This is a genomic window from Micromonospora sp. NPDC000207, assembly GCF_040300925.1.
Lineage (GTDB): Bacteria > Actinomycetota > Actinomycetes > Mycobacteriales > Micromonosporaceae > Micromonospora.
Window position 1 is genome coordinate 25,432 of record NZ_JBEPEQ010000019.1, and the last position, 22,146, is coordinate 47,577.

A 22,146-nucleotide genomic window follows, 5' to 3' on the forward strand; every position below is an offset into this window, starting at 1 on the left:
GAGGTGAACGGATGAGCGGCGGACGATTGGTCGTCGTCGGGAACGGGATGGTCGGGCAGCGCTTCGTCGAGGCCCTGCGCGCCCGCGACACCGGGCGACGCTGGCAGGTCACGGTCCTCGCCGAGGAGGACCGACCGGCGTACGACCGGGTGCGACTGTCGGCGTACTTCGACGGGGTCGGCGCCGAGGAACTGAACCTGCACACCCCGGACGAGGGGGTCCTGCTGCGCCTGGGCGAGCCGGTCACCGCCCTCGACCGGGACCGTCGGGTGGTCACCACCACAGTCGGGGAGTACCCGTACGACGCGGTGGTGCTGGCCACCGGCTCGTACCCGTTCGTGCCCCCGGTACCCGGCACCGACCTGCCCGGGGTCTTCGCGTACCGCACCCTGGAGGACCTGACCGCCATCCGGGCGTACGCCGCCGGCCGCCACACCGGGGCGGTGATCGGCGGGGGGCTCCTCGGACTGGAGGCGGCGAACGCCCTGCGCCTGCTGGGTCTGACCACCCACGTGGTGGAGTTCGCCCCCCGACTGATGCCGGTGCAGGTGGACACCGCCGGTGGGGCGATGCTGCGCCGGTACGTCGAGGAGTTGGGGGTGACCTGTCACCTGGGGACGGCCACCACCGCCCTGCTCCCCGGCCCGGCGGGCGAGGTGGCCGCCCTGGAACTCGGCGACGGCACCCGGGTCGACACGGACCTGGTGGTGGTCGCCGCCGGCATCCGCCCCCGCGACGAGCTGGCCCGGGCCGCCGGGCTGCCCCTCGGCCCCCGGGGCGGGGTGCTCGTCGACGGGTCCTGCCGTACCGCCGACGACCGGATCTGGGCGGTCGGGGAGTGCGCGGCGGTGGACGGCACCTGCCACGGCCTGGTCGCCCCCGGGTACGCCATGGCCGAGGTGGTCGCCGACCGGCTGCTCGACGGGACGGCCACCTTCCCCGGTGCGGACACCGCCACCAAACTGAAGCTGCTCGGGGTGGACGTGGCCTCCTTCGGGGACGCCCACGGCACCACCCCCGGCTGCCTGGACGTCACCTACACCGACCCGGCCACCCGCTCGTACGCGAAGCTGGTCCTCTCCGACGACGCCCAGACCCTGCTCGGGGGGATCCTGGTCGGGGACGCCACCGCCTACCCCACCCTGCGGGCCGGCGTCGGGGGTCCCCTGCCCGGTCCCCCGCTGTCCCTGCTGGCCCCCGCCGATGCCACAGGCGGCGGGGCGGCGGCCCTGCCCGGCACCGCCCAGGTCTGTTCCTGCAACGCGGTGACCAGGGACGACGTCGAGACCGCCATCGCCCAGGGGTGCACCGACGTACCGGGGTTGAAGGCGTGCACCCGGGCCGGAACGAGCTGTGGCTCCTGCGTACCGATGCTCAAGCAGCTCCTCGACACGGCCGGGGTACGCCAGTCCACCGCCCTCTGTGAACACTTCGCGGTCAGCCGCCGGGAGCTGTTCGACATCGTCCGGGTACGGGGGATCCGTACCTTCTCCCAGCTCGTCGCCGAGCACGGGGTGGGCCGGGGCTGCGACATCTGCAAGCCGGTGGTCGCCTCGATCCTGGCCAGCCTCGGCAACGGGTACGTCCTCGACGGGGAGCAGGCCAGCCTCCAGGACACCAACGACCACTTCCTCGCCAACCTGCAACGCGACGGCAGCTACTCGGTGGTGCCCCGGATCCCCGGCGGGGAGATCGCCCCGGAGAAGCTGATCGTCATCGGGGAGGTGGCCCGGGACTTCGACCTCTACACGAAGATCACCGGGGGTCAGCGGATCGACCTGTTCGGAGCCCGGGTCGAGCAGCTGCCGGAGATCTGGCGGCGGCTGGTGGACGCGGGCTTCGAGTCCGGGCACGCCTACGGCAAGGCCCTGCGTACGGTCAAGTCCTGCGTCGGGGACACCTGGTGCCGGTACGGGGTGCAGGACTCCGTCGGGCTGGCGATCGCCCTGGAACAGCGGTACCGGGGGCTGCGCGCCCCCCACAAGCTCAAGTCGGCGGTCTCCGGCTGCGCACGGGAGTGCGCCGAGGCCCGCAGCAAGGACTTCGGCATCATCGCCACCGACAACGGGTGGAACCTCTACCTGGGCGGCAACGGTGGCTTCAAGCCCCGGCACGCCGACCTCTTCGCCACCGACCTGTCCACCGAGACCCTGATCCGGCTGATCGACAGATTCCTCGTCTACTACGTCCGGACGGCCGACCGGTTGCAGCGCACGTCGGCCTGGATCGAGGCGATGGAGGGGGGTCTGGAGCACCTCCGGGAGGTGATCGTCGAGAACTCCCTGGGGCTCTGCGCCGAACTCGACGCCGCCATGGCCCGCCACGTCGACTCCTACTCCGACGAGTGGCGGGACACCCTGGCCGACCCGGAGCGGCTACGCCGGTTCACCTCCTTCGTCAACGCCCCGGGGGTCCCCGACCCCTCCATCGACTTCCAGCTGGTCCGGGGCCAACCGGTCCCGGCCCGGACCGGCCCGACGCGGGTCGGCGCGGACCGGGGAGGCGCGGCGCAGGTCGACACCGCGCACGGCACCGCGCAGGTCGGCACCGCGCAGGTCGGCACGGGCCGGGGAGGCGCGGACCGGGGGGACACGGCGGTCGCCGGGACGGTCCGGCTCGGTCTGCCCCAGGCCCGACGTCCGGAGGTGCCGCGATGACCTCGACCCTCGCCCGGGCCTGGACCCCGGTCTGTCCGCTGCCCCGGCTGGAGTACGACCGGGGGGTCGCCGCCCTCGTCGAGGGGGTCCAGGTGGCAGTCTTCCGGACCACCGAGGGGTTGTACGCCCTCGACAACCTCGACCCGGCCAGCGGCGCGAACGTGTTGAGCCGGGGCATCGTCGGCAGCCGCGACGGGGTGCCGACAGTGGCCTCCCCCCTGCACAAGCAGGTGTACGACCTGCGGACCGGTGACTGCCTCGACCGACCCGGGGCCGGTGTGTCCCGACACGAGGTGCGGTGCCGCGACGGTCTGGTCGAGGTGCGGCTGCGACAGGAGGAATGATGGGTGGAGAACTGGCAGGCTTCACCATCGGGGTGACCGCCGACCGGCGGCGTGACGAACTCGCCGCCCTCCTGGAACGGCGGGGTGCCCGGGTGGTGCTCGCTCCGGCCCTGCGGATCGTGCCGTTGGCCGACGACACCGAACTGCGCGAGGCGACCCGGGCCTGCCTGGACCGCCCACCGGACATCCTGATGGCGAACACCGGGATCGGGATGCGGGGCTGGCTGGAGGCGGCCGAGGGCTGGGGGCTGGCCGAGCCCCTACGGTCGGTGCTGACCGACGCGTACGTGGTGGCCCGGGGGCCGAAGGCCCGGGGTGCCATCCGGGCCGCCGGGTTGTACGACCAGTGGTCCCCCGACTCCGAGAGCTGCGACGAGGTGGTCGACCACCTTCGGCGACGCGGGGTGGCCGGGCAGGTCATCGCCATGCAGCTGCACGGGGAACGACAGCCGGAGTGCACCCTGGCCCTGGAGTCGGCCGGGGCCACGGTCATCGAGATCCCGGTGTACCGGTGGGCTCCCCCTACCGACCCGGCCCCCCTGCACCGGCTGATCGACCTGATCGCCGGACGACTCGTCGACGCTGTCACCTTCACCTCCGCACTGGCGACGGAGGCTTTGATCCGGGCCGCCGGGGACCGGACCTCGGCGGTGCTCGACGCCCTGCGGGCGGAGGTGATGGCCGGCTGCGTCGGGCCGGTCACCGCCGAACCGTTGCGCCGTCGGGGCGTACCGGTCACCACCCCGACCCGGGCCCGCCTCGGCGCCCTGGCCCGCACCATCGTCGACGAACTGCCCAGGCGGACCACCACCGTCAAGGCGGCCGGTCACCTGATCACCCTGCGCGGTCACGCCGCCGTGGTGGACGGGGAGCTGCGTCACCTGGCCCCCGCCCCGATGGCGATCCTGCGCGAGCTGGCCCGCTCACCCGGCCGGGTCATGTCCCGTGCCGCCCTGCTGCGGACCCTGCCCCGGGGGGCCGACGAGCACGCCGTGGAGATGGCGGTGGCCAGACTCCGAGCCGGCCTGAAGACCCCCCGAGTCGTCCAGACGGTCGTCAAACGCGGCTACCGCCTCCACACCGACTAACCCCCACCCACCCACCCCACCCACCCACCGTCCCCCTCCCCCTCCCCCGGATCCCCTCGTTGATCAAGGGGTTTGTGTCACCCCGCGGCCGAATCCCTGACGCAAACCCCTTGATCAACGCACCGGACAGCGGGGGGCACGGAGGGGCGGGGGCACGGAGGGGCGGGGGACAGGGCGGAGCCCTCCCTGGCGCCGGGGGGCGTCGGGGAGGGCTCCGGGGGTGGGACGGGTCAGCCGACGGGGGCGGGGAAACCCCGGCCGTGCTCGGCTTCGAGGCGCATCATGGCGTGCTCTACCACTGTCACCAGGACCTGCTTGACCGACTCCCGGTGTCGGGCGTCGGTCCACACCAGCGGTACGTCGGGCGAGATCGCCAGCGCCTCGCGCACCTCTTCGAGTTCGTACTGGGAGGCGCCGTCGAAGTGGTTGAGCGCCACGACGTACGGCAGCTTGCGGTTCTCGAAGTAGTCCAGTGGGGCGAAGGCGTCGGTGATCCGACGGGTGTCCACCAGGACGGCGGCCCCCACCGCACCCCTGATGATCTCGTCCCACATGAACCAGAACCGGGTCTGCCCCGGCGTGCCGAACAGGTACAGGATCAGATCCTGGGCCATCGTGATACGACCGAAGTCCATGGCGACCGTGGTGGTCTCCTTGCCGGGCACCTTGGACGGATCGTCGATCCCCACACCCGCTGCGGTCATCACCGCCTCGGTGGTCAGCGGAGTGATCTCCGAGATCGCTCCGACGAGGGTCGTCTTGCCTACGCCGAAGCCACCCGCGACCACGATCTTCGCCGAGACGATTCCCCGGTTCTGGCGGGCCCCGGCGGGGTCATAGCCTGCGAAGTCCACTTAGCACCCTTCCAAGGATTTCCATGCGCTCCTCGTACCCGTCGGCGGGAGCGGCAGTGTGTAGCGTCAGCAGACCCTCGGCCACCATGTCGGCGACCAGCACCCGGGAGACGCCCAGGGGCATCCGGGTGTACGCGGCGATCTCCGCCAGCGACTGCGGCCGTCCCTCGCAGACCGAGGCGATCCGGTGCTTGTCGTGTCCGGCGAAACGGGACTCCGCAACAGCTGTGGGGCTGGCCGTCAGCACCGCCTCCAGCGCGATGTCCTGTCGGGGCTCCGTGCGACCGCGGGTGACCGCGTAGGGCCGTACGAGCGCACCCCGTGGGTCCGAGCGACGTTGGTCCATCCCTGGTCACCTCCTCCCGTACGGCACTGGTCGGTTGCCGTTCACGTCTGTCCCGGCGCGCTGTGGCCACCGGCCTCTGTGGTGATGCGTATCACGATCGCACGGCATCCCGGGGCAGCGGAACCAGTGCGGCACCGACCCTTTCGACGAGCAGTGCCATCTCGTAGCCGACCTGGCCGACGTCGCAGCTACGGGCGGCGAGGACCGCCATCGAGGAGCCGTCGCTGATCGACATGAGGAACAGGTAGCCGCTGTCCATCTCGATGACCGTCTGGAGGACGCCACCGGCGCTGAACATCCGGGCCGCCCCCTCGGTCAGGCTGACCACACCGGAGGTGATCGCCGCGAGCTGGTCGGCCCGGTCCCCCGGAAGGTCCCGGGACGAGGCGAGCAACAGCCCGTCGGCGGACACCGCCACCACGTGTGCGATGCCTGCCACGCTGTCGGCGAAGTTGGTGAGCAGCCAACCCATGTCCTGCATAGCCGCTGGCCTGTTCATCGGCTCGTCTCCTTGGTCGAGGTGCTGTTCTGGTCGGCCCCGGCCGTACGGCCACGTTGGACACCCCGGTGGTAGGCGGAGAGTAGACCGCGTACCTCGTCGGGCGTCCGTCGGCTCCGGTCCCGTCCGCTCTTGTTCTCGATCCCACCCGGTACGAGCTGGGCCTGCGGGACCCGCTTCGGCAACCCGGAACGGGTGGTGCCGGAGTTGGTCGGCTCGGCGGCCCGGCTCGCCCGGGTCCAACCGTCGTCGGCAGCGGTCTGCCACGCCTCGGGTTCGGCGGACGACGGGGCCGAGACGGGCGGAAGGCTGCTCGGTGCCGGCTCGGCGGGGGCCGTCGGTACGGCCGGTGGCGCGCTCGCCGCCGGAGGGGTGTACGACGGGGGTGGGGTCTGGGCCGGTGCCGGGGCCGGCGGCGGGGTGGCCACCGCTCCGGGGGTCCGGGTCGGCAGCGGCGGACGGGACGGCGCGGCGGGAGCCGCCGGAGTCGGGGTCGGGGTGCTGGTGGTGGGCGGTTGGTCGAAGCTGGGCCTGGTGAAGATGGCGGTCTCGTCGTTGCCGTGAGACCGGAACCAGACCGCCTCCATCTCACGGAATATCGGCGCCTCGGCCGGTTGGTTGCGACGTCCCGTCACCGGGGCCGCCGCCGCGGGGTTGGCGGCCGGGGTGTTCGGTGCCGGAGCAGCGGGCAGTGGGGTCGGTGCCGGGGTGGCGGCCGGCAGCCCGGCGGTGGGGCCGGCCGGCAGCACCGGGGTCGCGGGCCGGGTCGGCTCGTCGACAGGTGCCCGCCGGGGCAGCGGGTCCAGGGCGGGGATCGCCACGGTGGGGCCACCCATCGCGGGCAGGCCGCCGTTGCGGACCGCCGGGTCGGCCGGGGCCGGTTCGGGCGTGGTCAGCGGTGATCCACCGGCCCGGACGGGCGGGGCGCTGGTCCGGGCGTCGACCGGGGTCTGCCAGCTGGCCGGCGGGGTGGGGGTGGGAGTGCCGGTGCGCCACTGCTCGGTCATGGTCGCCGCCGAGCTTCGACCGGCACCGGCCGGGGCGTCGCCGTTGACGCTCGCCGGGGTCAGGGGGGTCGGCTCCGGCTGACGCGGTCGGCTCTCGATCTGCTCCCGGCCCCGCTGGCTGGGCAGCACCACTGCCGCAGCGGGCAGGGTCACCTGGGCGACGGTTCCGCCCTCGACGTTGCGGCGCAGCTCCACCCGGATCTGGTACCGGGAGGCGAGCCGGCTCACCACTGCCAGACCCATCAGCCGGAACGCCGCCACGTCCACGGTGGGCGGTGCGGCCAGGCGGCGGTTGAGCGAGTCGAGTTGCTCGTCGCTGAGCCCGAGCCCCCGGTCCTCGATCTGGATGAGGACGTAGTCCCGGATCCGGCGTCCGTCGGCGACGACGGTGGTGTTCGGTGCGGAGAACCGGGTCGCGTTGTCGAGCAGTTCGGCGACGAGCCGGACCACGTCGTTGACGGCGTGCGCGGCGACGGAGACGTCGGTGTCGACGGTGCCGAACTCGATCCGGTTGTACTGCTCCACCTCGGACTGGGCGGCGCGCAGCACGTCGACCAGGAGGGCGTCGTCGCGGCGCGGTACTGCGGAGTCGGCACCGGCGAGGACCAGCAGGTTCTCGTCGTTGCGGCGCATTCGGGTGGCCAGGTGGTCCAGCTCGAAGAGCCGGGCGAGCCGCTTGGGGTCCTCTTCGGAACGCTCGATGGCGTCCAGCTCACCGATCATCCGGTCGACGAGCGTCTGGGAGCGCCGGGCCAGGTTGAGGAACATCGCCGAGACGCTGGTCCGCAGGGCGGCCTGCTCGGCGGCGACCCGGACGGCCTCCTGGTGGACGACGTTGAAGGCCAGGGCCACCTGCCCGACCTCGTCGCGGGTGTTGAGCTTGATCGGGTCCCGGACCTGCCGGACGATCTCCTCCACACCGCCGTCTCCGACGTTGTTGATGTTCTGGAGCCGGCTCACCGCCTCGGGCAGGTCGTGGTTGGCCACCGAGAGGGCACCCTCCCGCAGTCGACGCAGCGACTGGTTGAGGGAGCGGGCGAGCATCACGGCCAGCGTCACGGCGATGATCAGGGTGAGCAGTACCAGGATCGCCTCGACGATCGCCTGCCGGATCACCTCGGACCGGGCCTGTTCGGCGTCGGCGAGCAGCTCGTCCTGGAGCCGTACCTCGGCCCAGCGCATCAGGTCGTTGACGGCACCGATCGAGTTGGCCGCCTCCTCCTTGGTGACCAGCGCGCTCTGCCCGACCGAGCGGGTGATGTCGCTGGCGATCTTGTCGGCCAGGCCGACGGCGTCACCGGAGACGGTGCTGTCGACGAGCGCCCGCTGAGCGGGGTCGGCGGCGAGGGAGAAGGAGAGCAGCGCCTCCTGCTGACCGGTCAGGGTGGCCACGAAGGAGGAGAACTGTTCCTCGTCGAGGCGACCACCGACCAGGGCGGTGAAGGCGACCGCCTCCTGCTCGGCGACGGCGCCCTTCGCGCGGCTGAACGCGGCCACCGCCCGGCGGTTCTCGGCCAGCCGGTCGTCGCCGGAGAGCTGGGCGAGCACGTCACCGTAGGAGACCAGGTCGCCCAGGACCACGCCGTAGCGCAGCGCGGCGGCGGCGACCGGCATCTGCCGACGGTCCAGCACGCCCTGCCGGGTGCCGCTGAGGGTGTCCAGGTGGTTGTCGATGACGTCGAGCCGGTTGTCGACCGAGGTCGGTACGGCCCCGACCCGCGCCCGCTCCTCGCGGTAGTCGGCGATGCGCTCGTCGGTACGGCGTACCCGCAGGTTGTAGTCGTCGGCCGACTGACCGGGGGTGGCCAGGTAGGCGGCGGCGGCCATCCGCTCCCGGTGCAGGTCCTGGGTGAGGGCCGAGACGTCGACGGAGAGCGCGGTGAGGGCACGGATCCGGGTGGCCTCGACGGCGCCCTCGCCGGTGGCGATCAGTCGGATAGTCGCCAATGCGATGACTGCCGCGACCGGAACGACGAGAATGAGGGCCAGCTTGGACCGGATCCGGGCGTCCCGTAGCCGGGGCAGCCGGCGACGTACTGTCTCCAGCTTGCCGTCACCAGCGTCGGGCATGGTCGTAGGTCCGGTGCTCACGGCATCGCCTCCGTCGTTTCTTCCACGCCTGACCCGCCGACCCACGCCGAGTGCGGCGGGCAGGGCCGCGCTCGGCACGGCCGCGATTTCATCAAAGAAGATCCGGTTTGGGAAGCCGCAGTGAGGGAGAAAACCGTCGAGCCCAGCCCGACACCCGCAGCGATCACCTGATACCGCCAATTCTCTACCGCCCCTGACCAGGGCATATAATCCAGAGTGGTCGGATGAATCTGCAAAGTGAGCGTCTGTGAACAGCTGATGTCTCCAGCATGTGGGACGGTTGTCCCGAAACGCTGCCGGTGCCCGCGCTTGACCGCAGCGCTTGGCATTGGCAAGGTTTTGCAGGCTTCGCGCACACCGTACGGCACACGATTCCCGATCCTGCAATGAGGACGGCGGAACCGGCGGTGACCGGGCTTGGACCCGTGCCGCACCCTGGAGGACAGAGTTGATCCCCATCCGCACCGCGACCATCGCGGCGCTAGCATCGGCCGTCCTGGCCACGACGCTCACCGGCTGCCAGTTCGGCGCCGCCGAGGAGGACACCAGCCCCATCGTCATCGGCGCGGACCTTGAGCTGTCCGGCGCTGCGGCGCCGGTGGGACAGGCGTACCAGCGTGCCCTGGAACTGAAGGTAGAACAGCTCAACGCCTCCGGCGCCCTGAACGGTCGCCGGATCGAACTGCGGATCAAGGACAACCGATCGGACGCGGCGGAGTCGCTGCGCAACGTCGGTGAGTTCGGCAACGACGGCGGGATCAGCGCCGTCGTCATGGGCGGCTGCAACGAGTGCGCCGTGGGGGCGGTCCGGACCATCAACGAACGGCGGGTCCCCACCATCGCGCTCGCCGCGTCCAGCGAGGTCGTCAACCCCGTCGTCGACCGCCGGTACGTGTTCCAGCTCGCCCCCGGTGCCGGGGCCAGCGCCAGCGTCCTCGTCGACGAGCTCCGGCGGGCCCGCAACCGTACGGTGGCCGTGCTGCACAGCGACGACAGCTACGGCCGGGAGGGCCTGACCGCCCTGCGCCGGGAGCTGGACAAGGCCAACATCGACCTGCAGCGCCGGATCGCCATCGGCAGCACCGTCACCGACCTCGCCCAGCCCGTCCAGCAACTGGTCTCCGGAAACCCGGACGCCGTCATCCTCTGGACCAACGCCGAGCAGGCGACGATCGCCGCGAACACCGCCCAGCAGGCGAACTTCGACGGGAACCTCTACTTCGACGCGGTGGCCGGGGGCGAGCTGTTCCTCGGTGGCTCGGGGCGGGCGAACGCCCGCTCGACACTGGTCTTCACCCAGACCATGGCGATCGACGACGTCATCGCCACGACCCCGGCCAAGGCGGCCCGCCGCCAGTGGTTCCAGGACTACACCGCCCGGTACGGCAGCTACCACGGCTTCTCCTCCTTCGCGGCGGACGCCGTACAGCTGATCGCCGACGCCGAACTGCGTCGCTCCGGACCGACCGGACAGGTCGACCGGGACGGCATCCGGGACGTCCTGGAGACCGCTCAGCTCGACGGGCTCTCCGGCCCGATCCGGATCACCCCGGACAACCACTCGGCGCTCATGCCGCAGGCCCTCACCACCCTGGTCGCCCGGGGCGGCCGGTGGCGCCTGGCCGGCTGACCGGCCCTCGGTGACGAACCGGCCGGCCTCCTGACCCAGGAGGCCGGCCGGCTTTGCGTCCGGTGGTCCACCGCCGACGGCGTCGGAACCCGGTCAGCGGTACGAGGTGGTCTCCCGGACCCAGGGCAGGGCGAACCGCTCCACGACCACCAGCGCCGAGTAGAGCAGGATGCTCGCCACCGCGACCAGGATGATCGCCGCCCACGAGGTGGCGGTGTCCCCGATCCCGGCGTACTGCTGGATGACGAAACCGAGTCCGGCCTCACCGGCCTGGAACTCACCGATCACCGCACCGATCGCGGCCAGCGGCATCGCCACCTTCAGCCCGACGAAGATCTGCGGCAGCGCGGCCGGGAACCGGACCTTGCGGAACGACTGCCACCAGGACGCGTTCCAGGACCGGACCAGCTCGGCCAGGTCGGCCGGGGTGGTGGTCAGACCCGTGGCGGTGGAGAGCACGATCGGGAAGAAACAGAGCAGGAACACCATGGTCAGGATCGGTGTCTGGCCCCACCCGAACGCCACCACCAGCAGCGGCCCCAGGGTGATCTTCGGAACCGCGTTGATCGCCACCAGCAACGGGGTGAACATCCGCTCGACGGTCCGCGACGCGGCGAGCGAGAGGCCGATCGCGACACCGGCCACCGCCGAGAGCAGGAAACCCAGCAGGATCTCCAGGGTGGTGGTCCAGGTGTGGTCCAGCATCAGGGCCGGCTTCTCGACGAACGCGGCGAGCACCGACCCCGGTGGGGGCAGTGCGGCCGGGTGGACCAGCTCCAGCCGGGCGGTCAGCCACCACACGCCGATCGCGATCAGCAGTCCGACCACCGGCAACCCCAACGCCGATGTCCCGGCGCGTACGTGCGCGCCCTTCCCGGTCGGCTCCCTCGCCGCCGGACTGTCCGTCGTGGTCGGTGGTGGAGCCACCGCCGGCACCCGGACGTCGGTCATCTTCTCCTCCTCAAACCTCCCGGCCGTGGGCCGGGACGACAGGGGGTACGCCCCACCGAATGATCGGCGGGGCGTACCCCCTGGTCATGGATGCTTCGATCAGCTCTGCGGCGTCAGGCGGAAGTCGACCACCTGGTCCGGGGTGAGGTTCTGCTTCAACGCACCGGCGCCCTGCAGGATCGCGATGCTCTTGGCGACCCGGCCGTTGTCCAGGGTGCCCACGACGGTGCCGGAGTTGCTGGACCGGACGTACCCGGCCATCAGCTGAAGCTCGGCGGCGGCGGCGGCGGAGTTGGTCGCCTCGACGTTCTTCTTCAGGATCTCGCCGGCCTCCTGCGGGTTGGCCAGGGCGTACTCCAGGCCCTTGAGGAGCGCGCCGGTGAACCGCTTGACCATCTCCGGCTGCTCCTGCGCGGTCTTGCTGGAGGTGAACAGCACGTTGCCGTAGAGGTCCTGCATGACCTCGCTGTACGGCAGCATGACCGCCTTCTTCTTGGTGACCGCCTCGATGGTCGGCTGGCCCACGACGAACTGTCCGATGCCGTCGACCGAGTCGGAGGCGAGCATCCCCATCAGGCTCTGTGCGTCACCGTTGACCCACGTCACCTTGTTGACGTCGATGCCCGAGAGCTGGGCGTAGGTGGGGAACAGGTTCCGGACCACGGAACCGGCGGTGTCGGCGAGCTTCTTGCCCTCCAGGTCCTTCGGCGCCACGATCCCGCTGCCCTCGACCGTGGCGATGCCCGCCATGGTGCGCTGGTGGATGGCGGCCACCGAGACGAAGTCCTTCGCCTGGCCGTTGCCGAACAGCAGCAGTGCGGCGGTGAGGTCACCGGTGCCGAAGTGGGCCTGACCACCGACGATGTTCTGGATCACCGCGCCCGTACCCTGACCGGGCTTGATCTCGACGTCGAAGCCGGCTTCCTTGAAGAAGCCCTTCTCCTTCGCCACCCAGGCATACGAGTCACGGCCGAAATTCGCGAACGAGGTGAGGTAGGTCACCTTCTCCAGGGACCCACCGTTACCACCCGCTGACTCCTCGGAGGCGGTCGATCCGCTGCTGCAGGCAGCCGTCATGGCCAGGGTGGTGGCCAGCGCAGCGGCAAAGACCGTACGGGTCAGCCTTCTCATCAGTGCACCATGTCCTTTCCCACCGGGCAGGGTTCACCGCCCGGGAGGGTCGTCGAACTAGGCCGGGCGAGCCCAGGGGGTGGCTCACTCCGGCATCAGAGGGGGACTCTTCGCGCGCACAGCGTACGAGACTCCTATCTGATGGTCACCAGTCACTTGAGGTCGAGAAAGGAAAACATGAGGAAATCCACCCCGGACTGTTCGCAGTGAACAGTCCTTCGCTACCCTGACCGTCCCCCGCAGGATCCCAGCTCAAGGAGGCGGGTCGGGATGATCCGACTGACCGGAGTTTCCCGCACCTTCACCGGTCGCACCGGTCAGGTCGAGGCGTTACGCAACATCGACCTCTCCGTCACCGAAGGTGAGTTCGTCGCCGTCCTCGGTCGATCCGGGTGCGGCAAGTCCACTCTGTTGCGAATGATCGCCGGGCTCCTGCCGGTCACCGGTGGCGAGATCACCGTCGCCGGTACGCCGATCACGAAGCCCCGCCAGGACATCGCCATGCTCTTCCAGAAGCCGGCGCTGCTTCCCTGGCGGACGGTCCTGGACAACGTCCTGCTGCCGGTGGAGATCTTCGGCTGGAGTCGGGCGAAGTACCGGGACCGGGCCCGGCAGCTGCTGGACCTCGCCGGGCTCGCCGGTTTCGAGAAGCGGCTGCCGCACGAGCTCTCCGGCGGCATGCAGCAGCGGGTGTCGCTGTGCCGGTCGTTGATCGGCGAACCCCGGGTGATGCTGATGGACGAGCCGTTCTCCGCGCTCGACGCGCTGACCCGTGAGGAACTCTCCGGTGAACTCCAGCGGGTCCACATGGAGACCCGCGCCACCATCGTCTTCGTCACCCACTCGATCGACGAGGCGGTGCTGCTCGCCGACCGGGTGGTGGTGCTCAGCCCCCGTCCGGGCCGGATCCGCAAGGTGGTCGAGGTGACAATCCCCCGACCCCGGTCGCTGGGCCGCAACGCCCACCTGGCCGACGTGGCCCAGGTCAGCGCGGACCTGCACGAACTCCTCATGGAGCAGCATGCGCCGGAGGGCGGACAGCGGACCCCGGTGCCGGTCGGGGCGTCGGCGGCCGCCGCCTCCTCCGGCCCGGCACACCGGTGACGGGAAAGCCCACGTAGACCCGCCGGACCACGTCGTGGCGGCACGCTGGGCGAAGGTGGCGATCGGCCCCACCTGGCCGTAACGTGCCCGACATGGCGATTCGGACCTGGAGCAGGCTGCTGCTCACCGCCCTCGCGGTGAGCACGCTCGCCGGTGCCGGTCAGCTCGGCGTGACGTACGCCTTCGGCATTCTCCGTCTGATCGGCGAGTACGACGGCGCGGACGCCAACCGCTGGCCCGGACAGCTCGTCTGGGTGGGCTGGTGCGCGGCGGTGGCCGCGACGACAGGTGCGGTCGTCGCCGATCGCCTGCTCGCCCGCGACGGACCGACGGCGACCACGGCGCGTCGACTGGCGGTCGCCGGGGTCGCCGGGCTCGGGGCGACAGTCGTCGTCCCGCTCTGCACCCTGCCGGCCCGCGCCGCCGAGATCGGCACCGGGAACCCGGCCTGGCCGGTGGCGGTCTGCGCGGTTCTCGGCGCGGTGGTCGGCACGGGGGCCGCGCTCGCCGCCCTGTGGTTCCCCCCTCTGGGGTGGAACATGGGGCTGGTCACCGCCACGATCTGGCTGGTCGCCCTCTTCTCGGTGGCCCCGTCGGTCTTCGGCACGGGTCCCCTGCCCTTCGTCCGGTTGGGTGTGGTGGAGCCCGCCTGGCTCGACGCCACAGTGGCCCAGCGTCTGGCACCGCTACTGCTGCCCCTGCTGGCCCTCCTCGCCGGGGCGGCGACCGGTTGGCTGGCCCGCGCGCAGGGCCACCCGACGGTGCTGAGCGCGGTGACCGGGGTGGCCGGGCCGGCGTTGGTCGCCTTCACCCACCTGACCGCCGGACCGGGTAACGGCGCCGACCAGCTCCAGTTCGCCCCGTACCTCGGCGGGTTGATCGCGGTGGGCACCGGCGCGCTCGGTTCCGCCGCCGCGACCGCGTGGCGTTGGCCGCTGTTCACCCCGGCGGCTCGGGCCACCGGGGCGATCGAGCCGACCGACATCCTCGATCCGCTTCCCGCCGACGGCGACGACCTGCCGTCCACCGGCGAGCCCATCCACCCGAAGACTTCGGAGAGCCTCAGCAGCATGTCCACCCCCGACACCCCGACCCGTCCGCCAGCCGAGGCCCCGACCGACGCAGACCGCACCCTGACCGACGGGGGCAGCGCCCCGACCGAACCAGGCCCCACCCCGAACGACGGTGACCCGGTCCCGACCGGCGGCCCCGCCGACCCGGTGGTGCCGACCGGCAGCGTCTCCCCGACCTACCCGGTCGTGGCGACCGCTGCCGACGGGTCGACCGACCCCGCCGACAGAGGGCCGGAGCCGGACACCGGTTCCTCGACAGCGGCCACCCCGGCGCACTGGGACTGGCCGACGGTGACCCGGGCCGAGACCCCCCGGCCGATCTTCGCCGACGACGACGCGCCCCGGCCCCCGGTCGCGCCGGTGCCGGTGCCCGCCGCCCGACCGGCCGAACCACCGCCCGCCGCCTGGGGGACCGAGCCGACGCCCGCCGCCCGGGAGGTACAGCCACCGACCGCCACCTGGGAGGCCGAGCCACCGGCGGCCGTCCGGGGGGCCGAACCACCGCCCGCCGTCCCGGAGACCGAGCCGACGACGGCGAGGGTCAGCAGTCGGTTCCCGTCCCTGCCCGACCTGAGTAACGTGAGCAGTTGGAACGCCTTCACCCCGCCCCGGCGTTCCGAGCCGGAGCCGGAGCCGGACCTGGAGCTGGAACCGGTAGAGCAGGAACCGGAACCGGTGCCGGTCGGGGTCCCCGCCGAGGCGGCGGAGGCCGACCCGAGCGCCGACGGGACGACCCCGACCCGGTCCGTCCTGCGCTTCTTCCGACGCAACCGGAACCGGACCGAGTCGGGCGACCCGACCGCCGAGGTCCCTCGGGAGCGGGGCGGCAAGGAACGCCCCGAACCGGAGGTGCCGGCCCAGGACGAGGAGTACGTCGACTGGGTCACCGGACTGGGTCGGCCGACCACGGAGCCGGAGACCGGTAAGCGGCGGCTGGGCTCCTCCGGCCGACACAGCCGGGACTGACAGGGGGACCCTCAGGCGAGGGGCAGGTATACCCGTCCCCCGGTGGAGCGGAACTCGTCGGACTTGGCCTGCATGCCCCGGGCGGCGTACTCCTTCAGCTCCTGGGTGATCTTCATGGAGCAGAACTTCGGTCCGCACATGGAGCAGAAGTGGGCCGTCTTCGCCGGCGCGGCCGGCAGTGTCGCGTCGTGGTACGACCGCGCCGTCTGCGGGTCCAGGGAGAGGTTGAACTGGTCCTCCCACCGGAACTCGAACCGGGCCTTCGACAGCGCGTCGTCCCAGTCCTGCGCCCCGGGGTGGCCCTTGGCCAGGTCGGCGGCGTGCGCGGCGATCTTGTACGCGATGACCCCGGCCTTGACGTCGTCCCGGTCCGGCAGCCCGAGGTGCTCCTTCGGCGTGACGTAACAGAGCATCGCGGTGCCGAACATGCCGATCATCGCGGCACCGATCGCCGAGGTGATGTGGTCGTACGCCGGGGCGATGTCGGTGGTCAGCGGACCGAGGGTGTAGAAGGGCGCCTCGTGGCACCACTCCTGCTGGAGGTCCACGTTCTCCTTGATCTTGTGCATCGGCACGTGCCCCGGTCCCTCGATCATGACCTGGACGTCGTACTCCCAGGCGATCCTGGTGAGTTCGCCGAGGGTACGGAGTTCGGCGAACTGCGCCTCGTCGTTGGCGTCCGCGATGGAACCCGGGCGCAGCCCGTCCCCGAGGGAGAAGGTCACGTCGTAGCGGGCCAGGATCTCGCAGAGTTCCCGGAAGTTGGTGTAGAGGAAGTTCTCCGTGTGGTGTGCCAGGCACCAGGCGGCCATGATCGACCCGCCCCGGGAGACGATCCCGGTGACCCGGTCCACCGCCATCGGCACGTACGGCAGCAGCACCCCGGCGTGCACCGTCATGTAGTCCACGCCCTGCTCGGCCTGCTCGATCACGGTCTCCCGGAACACCTCCCAGGTGAGCTTCACCGGGTCACCGTCGACCTTCTCCAACGCCTGGTAGATGGGGACCGTCCCGATCGGCACCGGCGAGTTGCGCACGATCGCCTCGCGGGTCTGGTGGATCCGCTTACCGGTGGAGAGGTCCATCACCGTGTCCGCACCCCAACGGGTCGCCCACGTCATCTTCTCCACCTCCTCGGCCACCGAGGAGGTGACAGCCGAGGTGCCGATGTTGGCGTTCACCTTCACCAGGAACGCCTTGCCGATGATCGCCGGTTCGCACTCGGGATGGTTGACGTTGAGCGGGAGCACCGCCCGACCGGCGGCGATCTCGTCGCGCACCAGTTCCGGCGTCACCTGCTCCCGGATCGCCACGAACTCCATCTCCGGGGTCACCACCCCGGCGCGGGCGTACGCGAGCTGGGTCGGTCGCCGACCGTCCACGCCCACCAGCGGGGTGCCCCCGCCCCGGACCGGGGCCACGTCCCCCCGTTCGGCGATCCACCGTCCGCGCAGCGGCGGCAACCCCACCTCCGGGTCGGAGCCCGGCCCCGACGTGTCGTACAACCGCACGGGCGGGTTGTCACCGGTCAACTCCACCTCGGCGAAGGGCACCCGGACGTCCGGCCGGGATCCCTCGACGTAGACCTTGCGGCGTGTGTGCATGACAGCCTCCCTGTGCTTCACGCGGGGCGGGACGCCCCTGCGCTCCCCTGATCCGGGGCGCAGGCCCAGCCGAAGTGGTCCAACGGACCGGCTCCCGCGCCCAACTTCCAGTCCCGCCCGCCGGTCAGCGCACGGGCGACGTACTCCTTGGCGGTCGCCACCGCCACCGCCACCGGGTCCCCGGCGGCCAACCGGACGGCGACCGCCGCCGAGAACGAGCAGCCGGTCCCGTGGTTGTTGGCCGTGTCCACCCTCGGACCCCGCAGCAGCGTGGTGCCCCCGGCCCCGACCAGGACGTCGACGGACTCCCCGTCGGCGTCCACGTCCCCACCGGTCACCACCACGTGCGCCGGTCCACCGGCGGCCAGCGCCTCGGCGGCGGCGACCATCTCCTCCACAGTGGTCACCAGGCCGCCGGTGAGGGCTGCGGCCTCCGCGCAGTTCGGCGTCGCCACCTGCGCGTACGGCAGGAGCCGCTCGACCGCCGCCGTCACCCCGAGGGTGTGCCCGCTGGTGGCCACCAGCACCGGGTCCACCACCAGATGCGGCAGCCGCCCCGAGCGGGCCGCGTCGGCGATGGCGTCGGCGACGGCCGGGGTTCCCAGGACGCCGGTCTTCACCGCCCGGACGGTGAAGTCGGTCAGGACACTGTCGAGCTGCTCGGTGACTGTCTGCGGGGGCAACGGGAGGACCCCGTCGACGCCCCGGGTGTTCTGGGCGGTGACGGCGGTGAGGACACTCGTGCCGTACGCGCCGAGGGCGGCGAAGGTCTTGAGGTCGGCTTGGATGCCAGCACCACCACCGGAGTCCGAGCCGGCGATGGTGAGTACGGTCCTTGGCGTCACGGCGTTCCCCTCCTGGTCGTGCTGATGGGCTGGTCGCCGACGGCCGAGCCGACGCCTCCGGAGGCGTCGGTGGAGACGGCGTCGGTGGAGACGCGTCCGAAAGCGGCGTCGGTGGAGACGTCTCCGGAGGTGGCGTCGGTGAAGGCGGCGGTGAGGGCGGTGGCCGTCTCGGCCGGGTCCCCGGCCCGCATGATCGCGCCGAGGACTGCGACACCGGCGGCACCCGCCGCGACGGCGGCGGACACCCGGCCGGGGGTGGTCACCCCGCCGAGGGCCAGGACCGGAACCGGACTGCGTCCGACCAACCGGGCCAGCCCGTCGGGGTGCAGTGGTGGACCGTGGCCGGGTTTGGTGTCGGTGGGCCAGACCGGGGAGAGGGTGACGTAGTCCTCTGTGGTCAGTCGGGCCAGTTCGGCGGCGTCGTGGCAGGAGCGCCCGACCAGGCCGACGGTCGGCGGCGGGTACGGCCCCCGGGCCGGCAGGTGCACGGCGTCCCCGTCGAGGGGGTCCGGCCCGGCCACTATCAACGTGCCGTCCACCTCGGCGAGGATCGCGCGCAGCTCGACGGCGAGGGCGGCGCGTTCGGCCCGGGGAAGGTCCCGCTCCCGCAGGACCACCCACCGCACTCCCCCGGCCACCGCCCCGGCGACCGCCCGTTCCACCCCGTTCGGGGCGTCGACCCGACCGGTGAGCACCACCACCCCGGAGGGCGTCGTGGCGGGTTCCGGCCCGGCCAGGGGCCGCCTCCTGCCGGGATCTTCGGCGGGGCGCTCCCGCCCGGGTGGTGTCACACGAGACGCGGGGATGGCTGTCACAGGTCGGGTCGCCCCTCGTCAGGGGTGGAGGCGAGGGCGTGGAACCGGCGGGGGATCCGACCGGCGACGTGGGCCAGCCGACCGGCCTCGGTCGCGTACCGCATCGCGGTGGCCATCGCCACCGGATCCACCGCCCGGGTGACGGCGCTGGCCAGCAACACCGCGTCGCAGCCGAGCTCCATCGCCAGGGCCGCGTCGGAGGCGGTGCCGATCCCGGCGTCCAGGATCACCGGTACGTCGACGCTCTGCCGGATCAGCCGGATGTGGTGCGGGTTGCCCACGCCCAACCCCGACCCGATCGGCGAACCGGCGGGCATCACCGCCGCGCACCCGACGTCGGCGAGCCGACGGGCGAGAATCGGATCGTCACTGGTGTACGGCAGGACGGTGAAGCCCTCGGCGACCAGTTCCTCGGCGGCGCGCAGCAGCTCCACCCCGTCGGGCAGCAGCGTGCGCTCGTCGCCGATCACCTCAAGCTTGATCCAGTCGGTGTCGAAGGCGTCCCGGGCCAGGTGGGCGACCTTGACCGCCTCGGCGGCGGTGTAGCAGCCGGCAGTGTTGGGCAGCAGGCGTACGCCGCACCGGTCGAGCAGGTCGAGCAGTCCACCGGAGGTGCCGGGGGCGGTGTCCACCCGGCGCAGCGCCAGGGTGACCAGTCCGGTGCCGGAGGCGCGGATCGCCTGTTCCAGGACGTGCAGGTTGGCCGCCCCACCGGTGCCGAGGATCAGCCGGGAGTCGAAGGTCTGCCCGCCGAGGACGAGCCCGTCGGTGGTGGTCACCGCGTTCACCCGCCCTGCGCCGCGCTGAGCACCTCGACCCGGTCCCCCGGGTGCAGGACCTCATCCGGCCACCCGGTACGCGGCACCACCTCGCCGTTGACCGCCACCGCCAGTCCCCGCTGCTCCGCGGTGACCACGCGGACCAGGTCGGCCACGCTCAGCCCCTCGGTCACCGCCCGGGCCACCCCGTTCACAGTCACTTCCACCTGTCCTCCTCGATCGACTGGCCGCCGGTGTCGAACCGGTCGGCGGCGAAGGGCGCGAGCCGGGGGTCGGGCACGCCGGTGGTCACCAGGTCGGCGATCAGGTCTGCGGTGACCGGGGTGAGGGCGATCCCGTGCCTGTGGTGTCCGGTGGCGACCAGGACGTCCGGCCGACCGGGGAGCGTCCCCAGGACCGGGGCGTTGTCGGGCGTACCGGGGCGCAGTCCGGCGACCGTCTCCACCAGGTCGTACTCGGCCAGCTCGGGTACCAGGTCGACGGCGGCGCGCAGGAGTCGCAGGACGGCGCCGGCGGTGACGGTGGTGTCGGACCGTTCCTCGACGGTGGCCCCGACGACCACCTCCCCGTCGGCGCGGGGGACCAGGTAGACCGGTTCCCCGTCGGCGTGCCCCCTGATGACGTGGCGCAGCCCCGGCGGGCCGCCGTCGGGGGCCCGGAGTCGGAGGATCTGCCCCTTGACCGGCCGGATCGGGAGCCCGGTCAGCGCGGCTGCGCCGCACCCGGCGGCGACCACGGTGGTCCGGGCGGTCACCTCGGCCAGGTCGGCGACCCGGGTTCCGACGAGTCGGGCGCCGGCCCGGCGGGCGGCGGTCCGCAGCGCGGCGACCAACAGGCGCGGGTCGACCTGGTGGTCGGTGGCCGCCAGCGCACCACCGCGCAGCCGCAGGGCCAGCGCCGGTTCGCGTTCCCGCAGCTGGGAGGGGCGCAGTGGGGTGATCGGCAGCCCCAGCCCCGCCTGGTACGTCCAGAGTCGTCGCGCCTCGGCCAGGTCGTCGCCGGTCAGTCCGACCACGAGGGTGCCCTCGGTGCGGTATCCGAAGTCGGTGTCGGCGGCCTCGGTCAGCTCGGCGGCGAAGGCCGGCCACCGGGCCGCCGAGTCGGCCAGCAGCCCGGTCAACTCTCCCTCGCCGAAGTGCGCCTCGACGACCGGGGAGAGCATCCCGGCCGCTACGTGCGAGGCCCCGCTGCCGGGGGTGGGGTCGTGGACTGTCACCCGGAGCCCGCGTCGGGCGCAGCGCCAGGCCACCGCCAGCCCGATCACTCCCGCCCCGATCACCGCCACCTCGGGTGCACCGACGGATCCGTCGGCCTCGGTTGGACCGACGGCCTCGCCCGTCGACGGGGCGGAGGCCGTTCCTAACACGTCAGTTCCCGCAGGAAGTCGGCTGTGGTGCGGCCCGGGTCGGCGGCGTCGGAGAGCGCCCCCACCACCGCCACCCCGTACGCCCCGGCGGCGCGCAGCGCCGGAACTGTCGCCACTGTCACCCCACCGATCGCGATGACTGGTACGTCGACGGCGTCGGCGACGGCGCGTACCCCGGCGGGGCCGATCGGGTCGGGCAGACCGTCCTTGGTGGCGGTGTGGTGGCACGGGCCGACGCCCAGGTAGTCGGCCCCGGCGGCGATGGCGGCCCGGGCGGCGACGGGTTCCCGGGCGGTGGCGCCGAGCACCCCGTCGGGGCCGAGGACCCGGCGGGCGGCGGGGACGGGCAGGTCGTCGGCGCCGACGTGCCCGCCGGCCGCACCGACCGCCAGGGCGACGTGCAGTCGATCGTTGACCAGGCAGGTGGCCCGGTACGGGGTACAGAGCCCGAGGATCCGGGCGGCCAGGTCGTACGCCTCGCGGTCGGTGGCCTCGTCGGCGACCCGGACCTGGACGACGAGTTCGCTGTCGGCGACGGCCAGCGCGGCACGGACCACGGCGAGCGGATCCCGCCCGGGGCGGGTGTCGGTGACCAGATGCAGTCGTCCCAGGGACGGCACGGCAACACTCCTCCCTGCGCCGGCATTACCCGGATCAGGTTCGACGGTCGGGGGCTCCTAGCCCCCCTCTCAGCCCGGTACACCGGGCTCCCGTGGGTTGGTTCGGTGCCACCGTACGACGGATCGGCGGATCCGCCAAGGGGGTGTCGACCGAGCCGTGCCGCAGCTCACCCGGGGCCGGCTGGGTCACCGGGCGTGTTCCGGTCGGTTTGGCGGGAGTCGAGGCTATTGCGGACTGGCGTTACACAACCGTGACCGGACTGCATCTTGTCGGACATAGATACATCCGAATTAATTTGTTTATCGATTCGTCAGAATGACTGTCCGGGGCGTCGGCGCCCCCCGGTCGCCAGTGCTGTCGGGTCGGATCGGGGCG

18 protein-coding genes, 1 pseudogene and 1 riboswitch are annotated in these 22,146 nt (G+C 72.2%); of the genes and pseudogenes, 6 read left to right on the plus strand and 13 right to left on the minus strand.

Going from position 1 to position 22,146, the window contains the following annotated elements; genetic code table 11:
• Positions 1-11 precede the first annotated feature (11 nt).
• The 3 genes and pseudogenes from nirB to ABT336_RS07165 form a co-directional block, all read left to right on the plus strand.
• A pseudogene (gene nirB, locus ABT336_RS07155) lies at positions 12-2,480 on the plus strand (nitrite reductase large subunit NirB); the annotation flags it as partial.
• A gap of 173 nt (positions 2,481-2,653) precedes the next feature.
• Positions 2,654-3,001 (plus strand): nitrite reductase small subunit NirD, encoded by a 348-nt coding sequence (gene nirD, locus ABT336_RS07160; protein WP_350895624.1) that lies wholly within the window; start codon positions 2,654-2,656, stop codon positions 2,999-3,001.
• On the plus strand, positions 3,001-4,089 hold the full coding sequence (locus ABT336_RS07165; RefSeq protein WP_350895625.1) for a uroporphyrinogen-III synthase: 1,089 nt from the start codon (positions 3,001-3,003) through the stop codon (positions 4,087-4,089). The genes nirD and ABT336_RS07165 overlap by 1 nt, the downstream gene beginning before the upstream one ends.
• Positions 4,090-4,319: 230 nt before the next feature.
• Here the strand turns inward: ABT336_RS07165 and ABT336_RS07170 are convergent, their stop codons facing one another.
• From ABT336_RS07170 to ABT336_RS07185, 4 genes are all read right to left on the minus strand, one after another.
• Positions 4,320-4,943: a GTP-binding protein gene (locus ABT336_RS07170; protein ID WP_350895626.1), complete on the minus strand. Its 624-nt coding sequence runs from the start codon at positions 4,941-4,943 to the stop codon at positions 4,320-4,322.
• Entirely contained in the window at positions 4,924-5,289 is a 366-nt protein-coding gene (locus ABT336_RS07175) for a DUF742 domain-containing protein (protein WP_350895627.1), read from the minus strand. The genes ABT336_RS07170 and ABT336_RS07175 overlap by 20 nt, the downstream gene beginning before the upstream one ends.
• A 91-nt stretch (positions 5,290-5,380) precedes the next feature.
• Positions 5,381-5,788, minus strand: coding sequence for a roadblock/LC7 domain-containing protein (locus ABT336_RS07180; RefSeq protein ID WP_007465177.1), 408 nt, complete (start codon positions 5,786-5,788; stop codon positions 5,381-5,383).
• The gene (locus tag ABT336_RS07185; protein WP_350895628.1) at positions 5,785-8,886 is read right to left on the minus strand and encodes a nitrate- and nitrite sensing domain-containing protein; all 3,102 of its coding nucleotides are present in this window, start codon (positions 8,884-8,886) and stop codon (positions 5,785-5,787) included. The genes ABT336_RS07180 and ABT336_RS07185 overlap by 4 nt, the downstream gene beginning before the upstream one ends.
• 448 nt (positions 8,887-9,334) lie before the next feature.
• Between ABT336_RS07185 and ABT336_RS07190 the strand changes: the two genes are divergently transcribed.
• Positions 9,335-10,516 carry an ABC transporter substrate-binding protein gene (locus ABT336_RS07190; RefSeq protein ID WP_350895629.1) on the plus strand — a complete coding sequence of 394 codons (1,182 nt, stop codon included), beginning with the start codon at positions 9,335-9,337 and terminating at the stop codon, positions 10,514-10,516.
• A gap of 93 nt (positions 10,517-10,609) precedes the next feature.
• Here the strand turns inward: ABT336_RS07190 and ABT336_RS07195 are convergent, their stop codons facing one another.
• Positions 10,610-11,467: an ABC transporter permease gene (locus ABT336_RS07195; protein ID WP_350895630.1), complete on the minus strand. Its 858-nt coding sequence runs from the start codon at positions 11,465-11,467 to the stop codon at positions 10,610-10,612.
• Positions 11,468-11,566: 99 nt separating this feature from the next.
• On the minus strand, positions 11,567-12,598 hold the full coding sequence (locus tag ABT336_RS07200; RefSeq protein WP_350895631.1) for an ABC transporter substrate-binding protein: 1,032 nt from the start codon (positions 12,596-12,598) through the stop codon (positions 11,567-11,569).
• A 270-nt stretch (positions 12,599-12,868) separates the two neighbouring features.
• Between ABT336_RS07200 and ABT336_RS07205 the strand changes: the two genes are divergently transcribed.
• Positions 12,869-13,702, plus strand: coding sequence for an ABC transporter ATP-binding protein (locus ABT336_RS07205; protein WP_350895632.1), 834 nt, complete (start codon positions 12,869-12,871; stop codon positions 13,700-13,702).
• A gap of 92 nt (positions 13,703-13,794) precedes the next feature.
• Positions 13,795-15,741 (plus strand): hypothetical protein, encoded by a 1,947-nt coding sequence (locus ABT336_RS07210; protein WP_350895633.1) that lies wholly within the window; start codon positions 13,795-13,797, stop codon positions 15,739-15,741.
• A gap of 11 nt (positions 15,742-15,752) precedes the next feature.
• Here ABT336_RS07210 and thiC read toward each other — a convergent pair whose 3' ends face one another.
• The 7 genes from thiC to thiE all read right to left on the minus strand — a co-directional run bounded on the left by thiC (position 15,753) and on the right by thiE (position 21,770).
• Complete coding sequence (gene thiC / locus ABT336_RS07215) at positions 15,753-17,345, minus strand: phosphomethylpyrimidine synthase ThiC (RefSeq protein WP_350895634.1); 1,593 nt, start codon at positions 17,343-17,345, stop codon at positions 15,753-15,755.
• Between the two features lie 17 nt (positions 17,346-17,362).
• Complete coding sequence (gene thiD, locus ABT336_RS07220) at positions 17,363-18,190, minus strand: bifunctional hydroxymethylpyrimidine kinase/phosphomethylpyrimidine kinase (protein ID WP_350895635.1); 828 nt, start codon at positions 18,188-18,190, stop codon at positions 17,363-17,365.
• Positions 18,187-18,927 carry a thiamine phosphate synthase gene (locus ABT336_RS07225; protein WP_350895651.1) on the minus strand — a complete coding sequence of 247 codons (741 nt, stop codon included), beginning with the start codon at positions 18,925-18,927 and terminating at the stop codon, positions 18,187-18,189. Before ABT336_RS07225 ends, thiD begins: the two co-directional genes overlap by 4 nt.
• A gap of 74 nt (positions 18,928-19,001) precedes the next feature.
• Positions 19,002-19,784, minus strand: coding sequence for a thiazole synthase (locus ABT336_RS07230; protein WP_350895636.1), 783 nt, complete (start codon positions 19,782-19,784; stop codon positions 19,002-19,004).
• Between the two features lie 5 nt (positions 19,785-19,789).
• Positions 19,790-19,990 carry a sulfur carrier protein ThiS gene (thiS, locus tag ABT336_RS07235; protein ID WP_350895637.1) on the minus strand — a complete coding sequence of 67 codons (201 nt, stop codon included), beginning with the start codon at positions 19,988-19,990 and terminating at the stop codon, positions 19,790-19,792.
• The gene (gene thiO, locus ABT336_RS07240) at positions 19,981-21,069 is read right to left on the minus strand and encodes a glycine oxidase ThiO (RefSeq protein WP_350895652.1); all 1,089 of its coding nucleotides are present in this window, start codon (positions 21,067-21,069) and stop codon (positions 19,981-19,983) included. Before thiO ends, thiS begins: the two co-directional genes overlap by 10 nt.
• A 74-nt stretch (positions 21,070-21,143) precedes the next feature.
• Positions 21,144-21,770, minus strand: coding sequence for a thiamine phosphate synthase (gene thiE, locus ABT336_RS07245; RefSeq protein ID WP_350895639.1), 627 nt, complete (start codon positions 21,768-21,770; stop codon positions 21,144-21,146).
• A riboswitch (TPP riboswitch) is annotated at positions 21,765-21,874 on the minus strand. (Overlaps the previous gene by 6 nt.)
• Positions 21,875-22,146 lie beyond the last annotated feature (272 nt).

What these genes read in the sequence shown, in the direction of transcription:
- nirD (WP_350895624.1), top strand. Translation starts at nt 2,654, where the DNA reads ATGACCTCGACCCTCGCCCGGGCCTGGACCCCGGTCTGTCCGCTGCCC.
- ABT336_RS07165 (WP_350895625.1), top strand. Translation starts at nt 3,001, where the DNA reads ATGGGTGGAGAACTGGCAGGCTTCACCATCGGGGTGACCGCCGACCGG.
- ABT336_RS07175 (WP_350895627.1), bottom strand. Translation starts at nt 5,289, where the DNA reads ATGGACCAACGTCGCTCGGACCCACGGGGTGCGCTCGTACGGCCCTAC.
- ABT336_RS07180 (WP_007465177.1), bottom strand. Translation starts at nt 5,788, where the DNA reads ATGAACAGGCCAGCGGCTATGCAGGACATGGGTTGGCTGCTCACCAAC.
- ABT336_RS07195 (WP_350895630.1), bottom strand. Translation starts at nt 11,467, where the DNA reads ATGACCGACGTCCGGGTGCCGGCGGTGGCTCCACCACCGACCACGACG.
- ABT336_RS07200 (WP_350895631.1), bottom strand. Translation starts at nt 12,598, where the DNA reads ATGAGAAGGCTGACCCGTACGGTCTTTGCCGCTGCGCTGGCCACCACC.
- ABT336_RS07205 (WP_350895632.1), top strand. Translation starts at nt 12,869, where the DNA reads ATGATCCGACTGACCGGAGTTTCCCGCACCTTCACCGGTCGCACCGGT.
- ABT336_RS07210 (WP_350895633.1), top strand. Translation starts at nt 13,795, where the DNA reads ATGGCGATTCGGACCTGGAGCAGGCTGCTGCTCACCGCCCTCGCGGTG.
- thiC (WP_350895634.1), bottom strand. Translation starts at nt 17,345, where the DNA reads ATGCACACACGCCGCAAGGTCTACGTCGAGGGATCCCGGCCGGACGTC.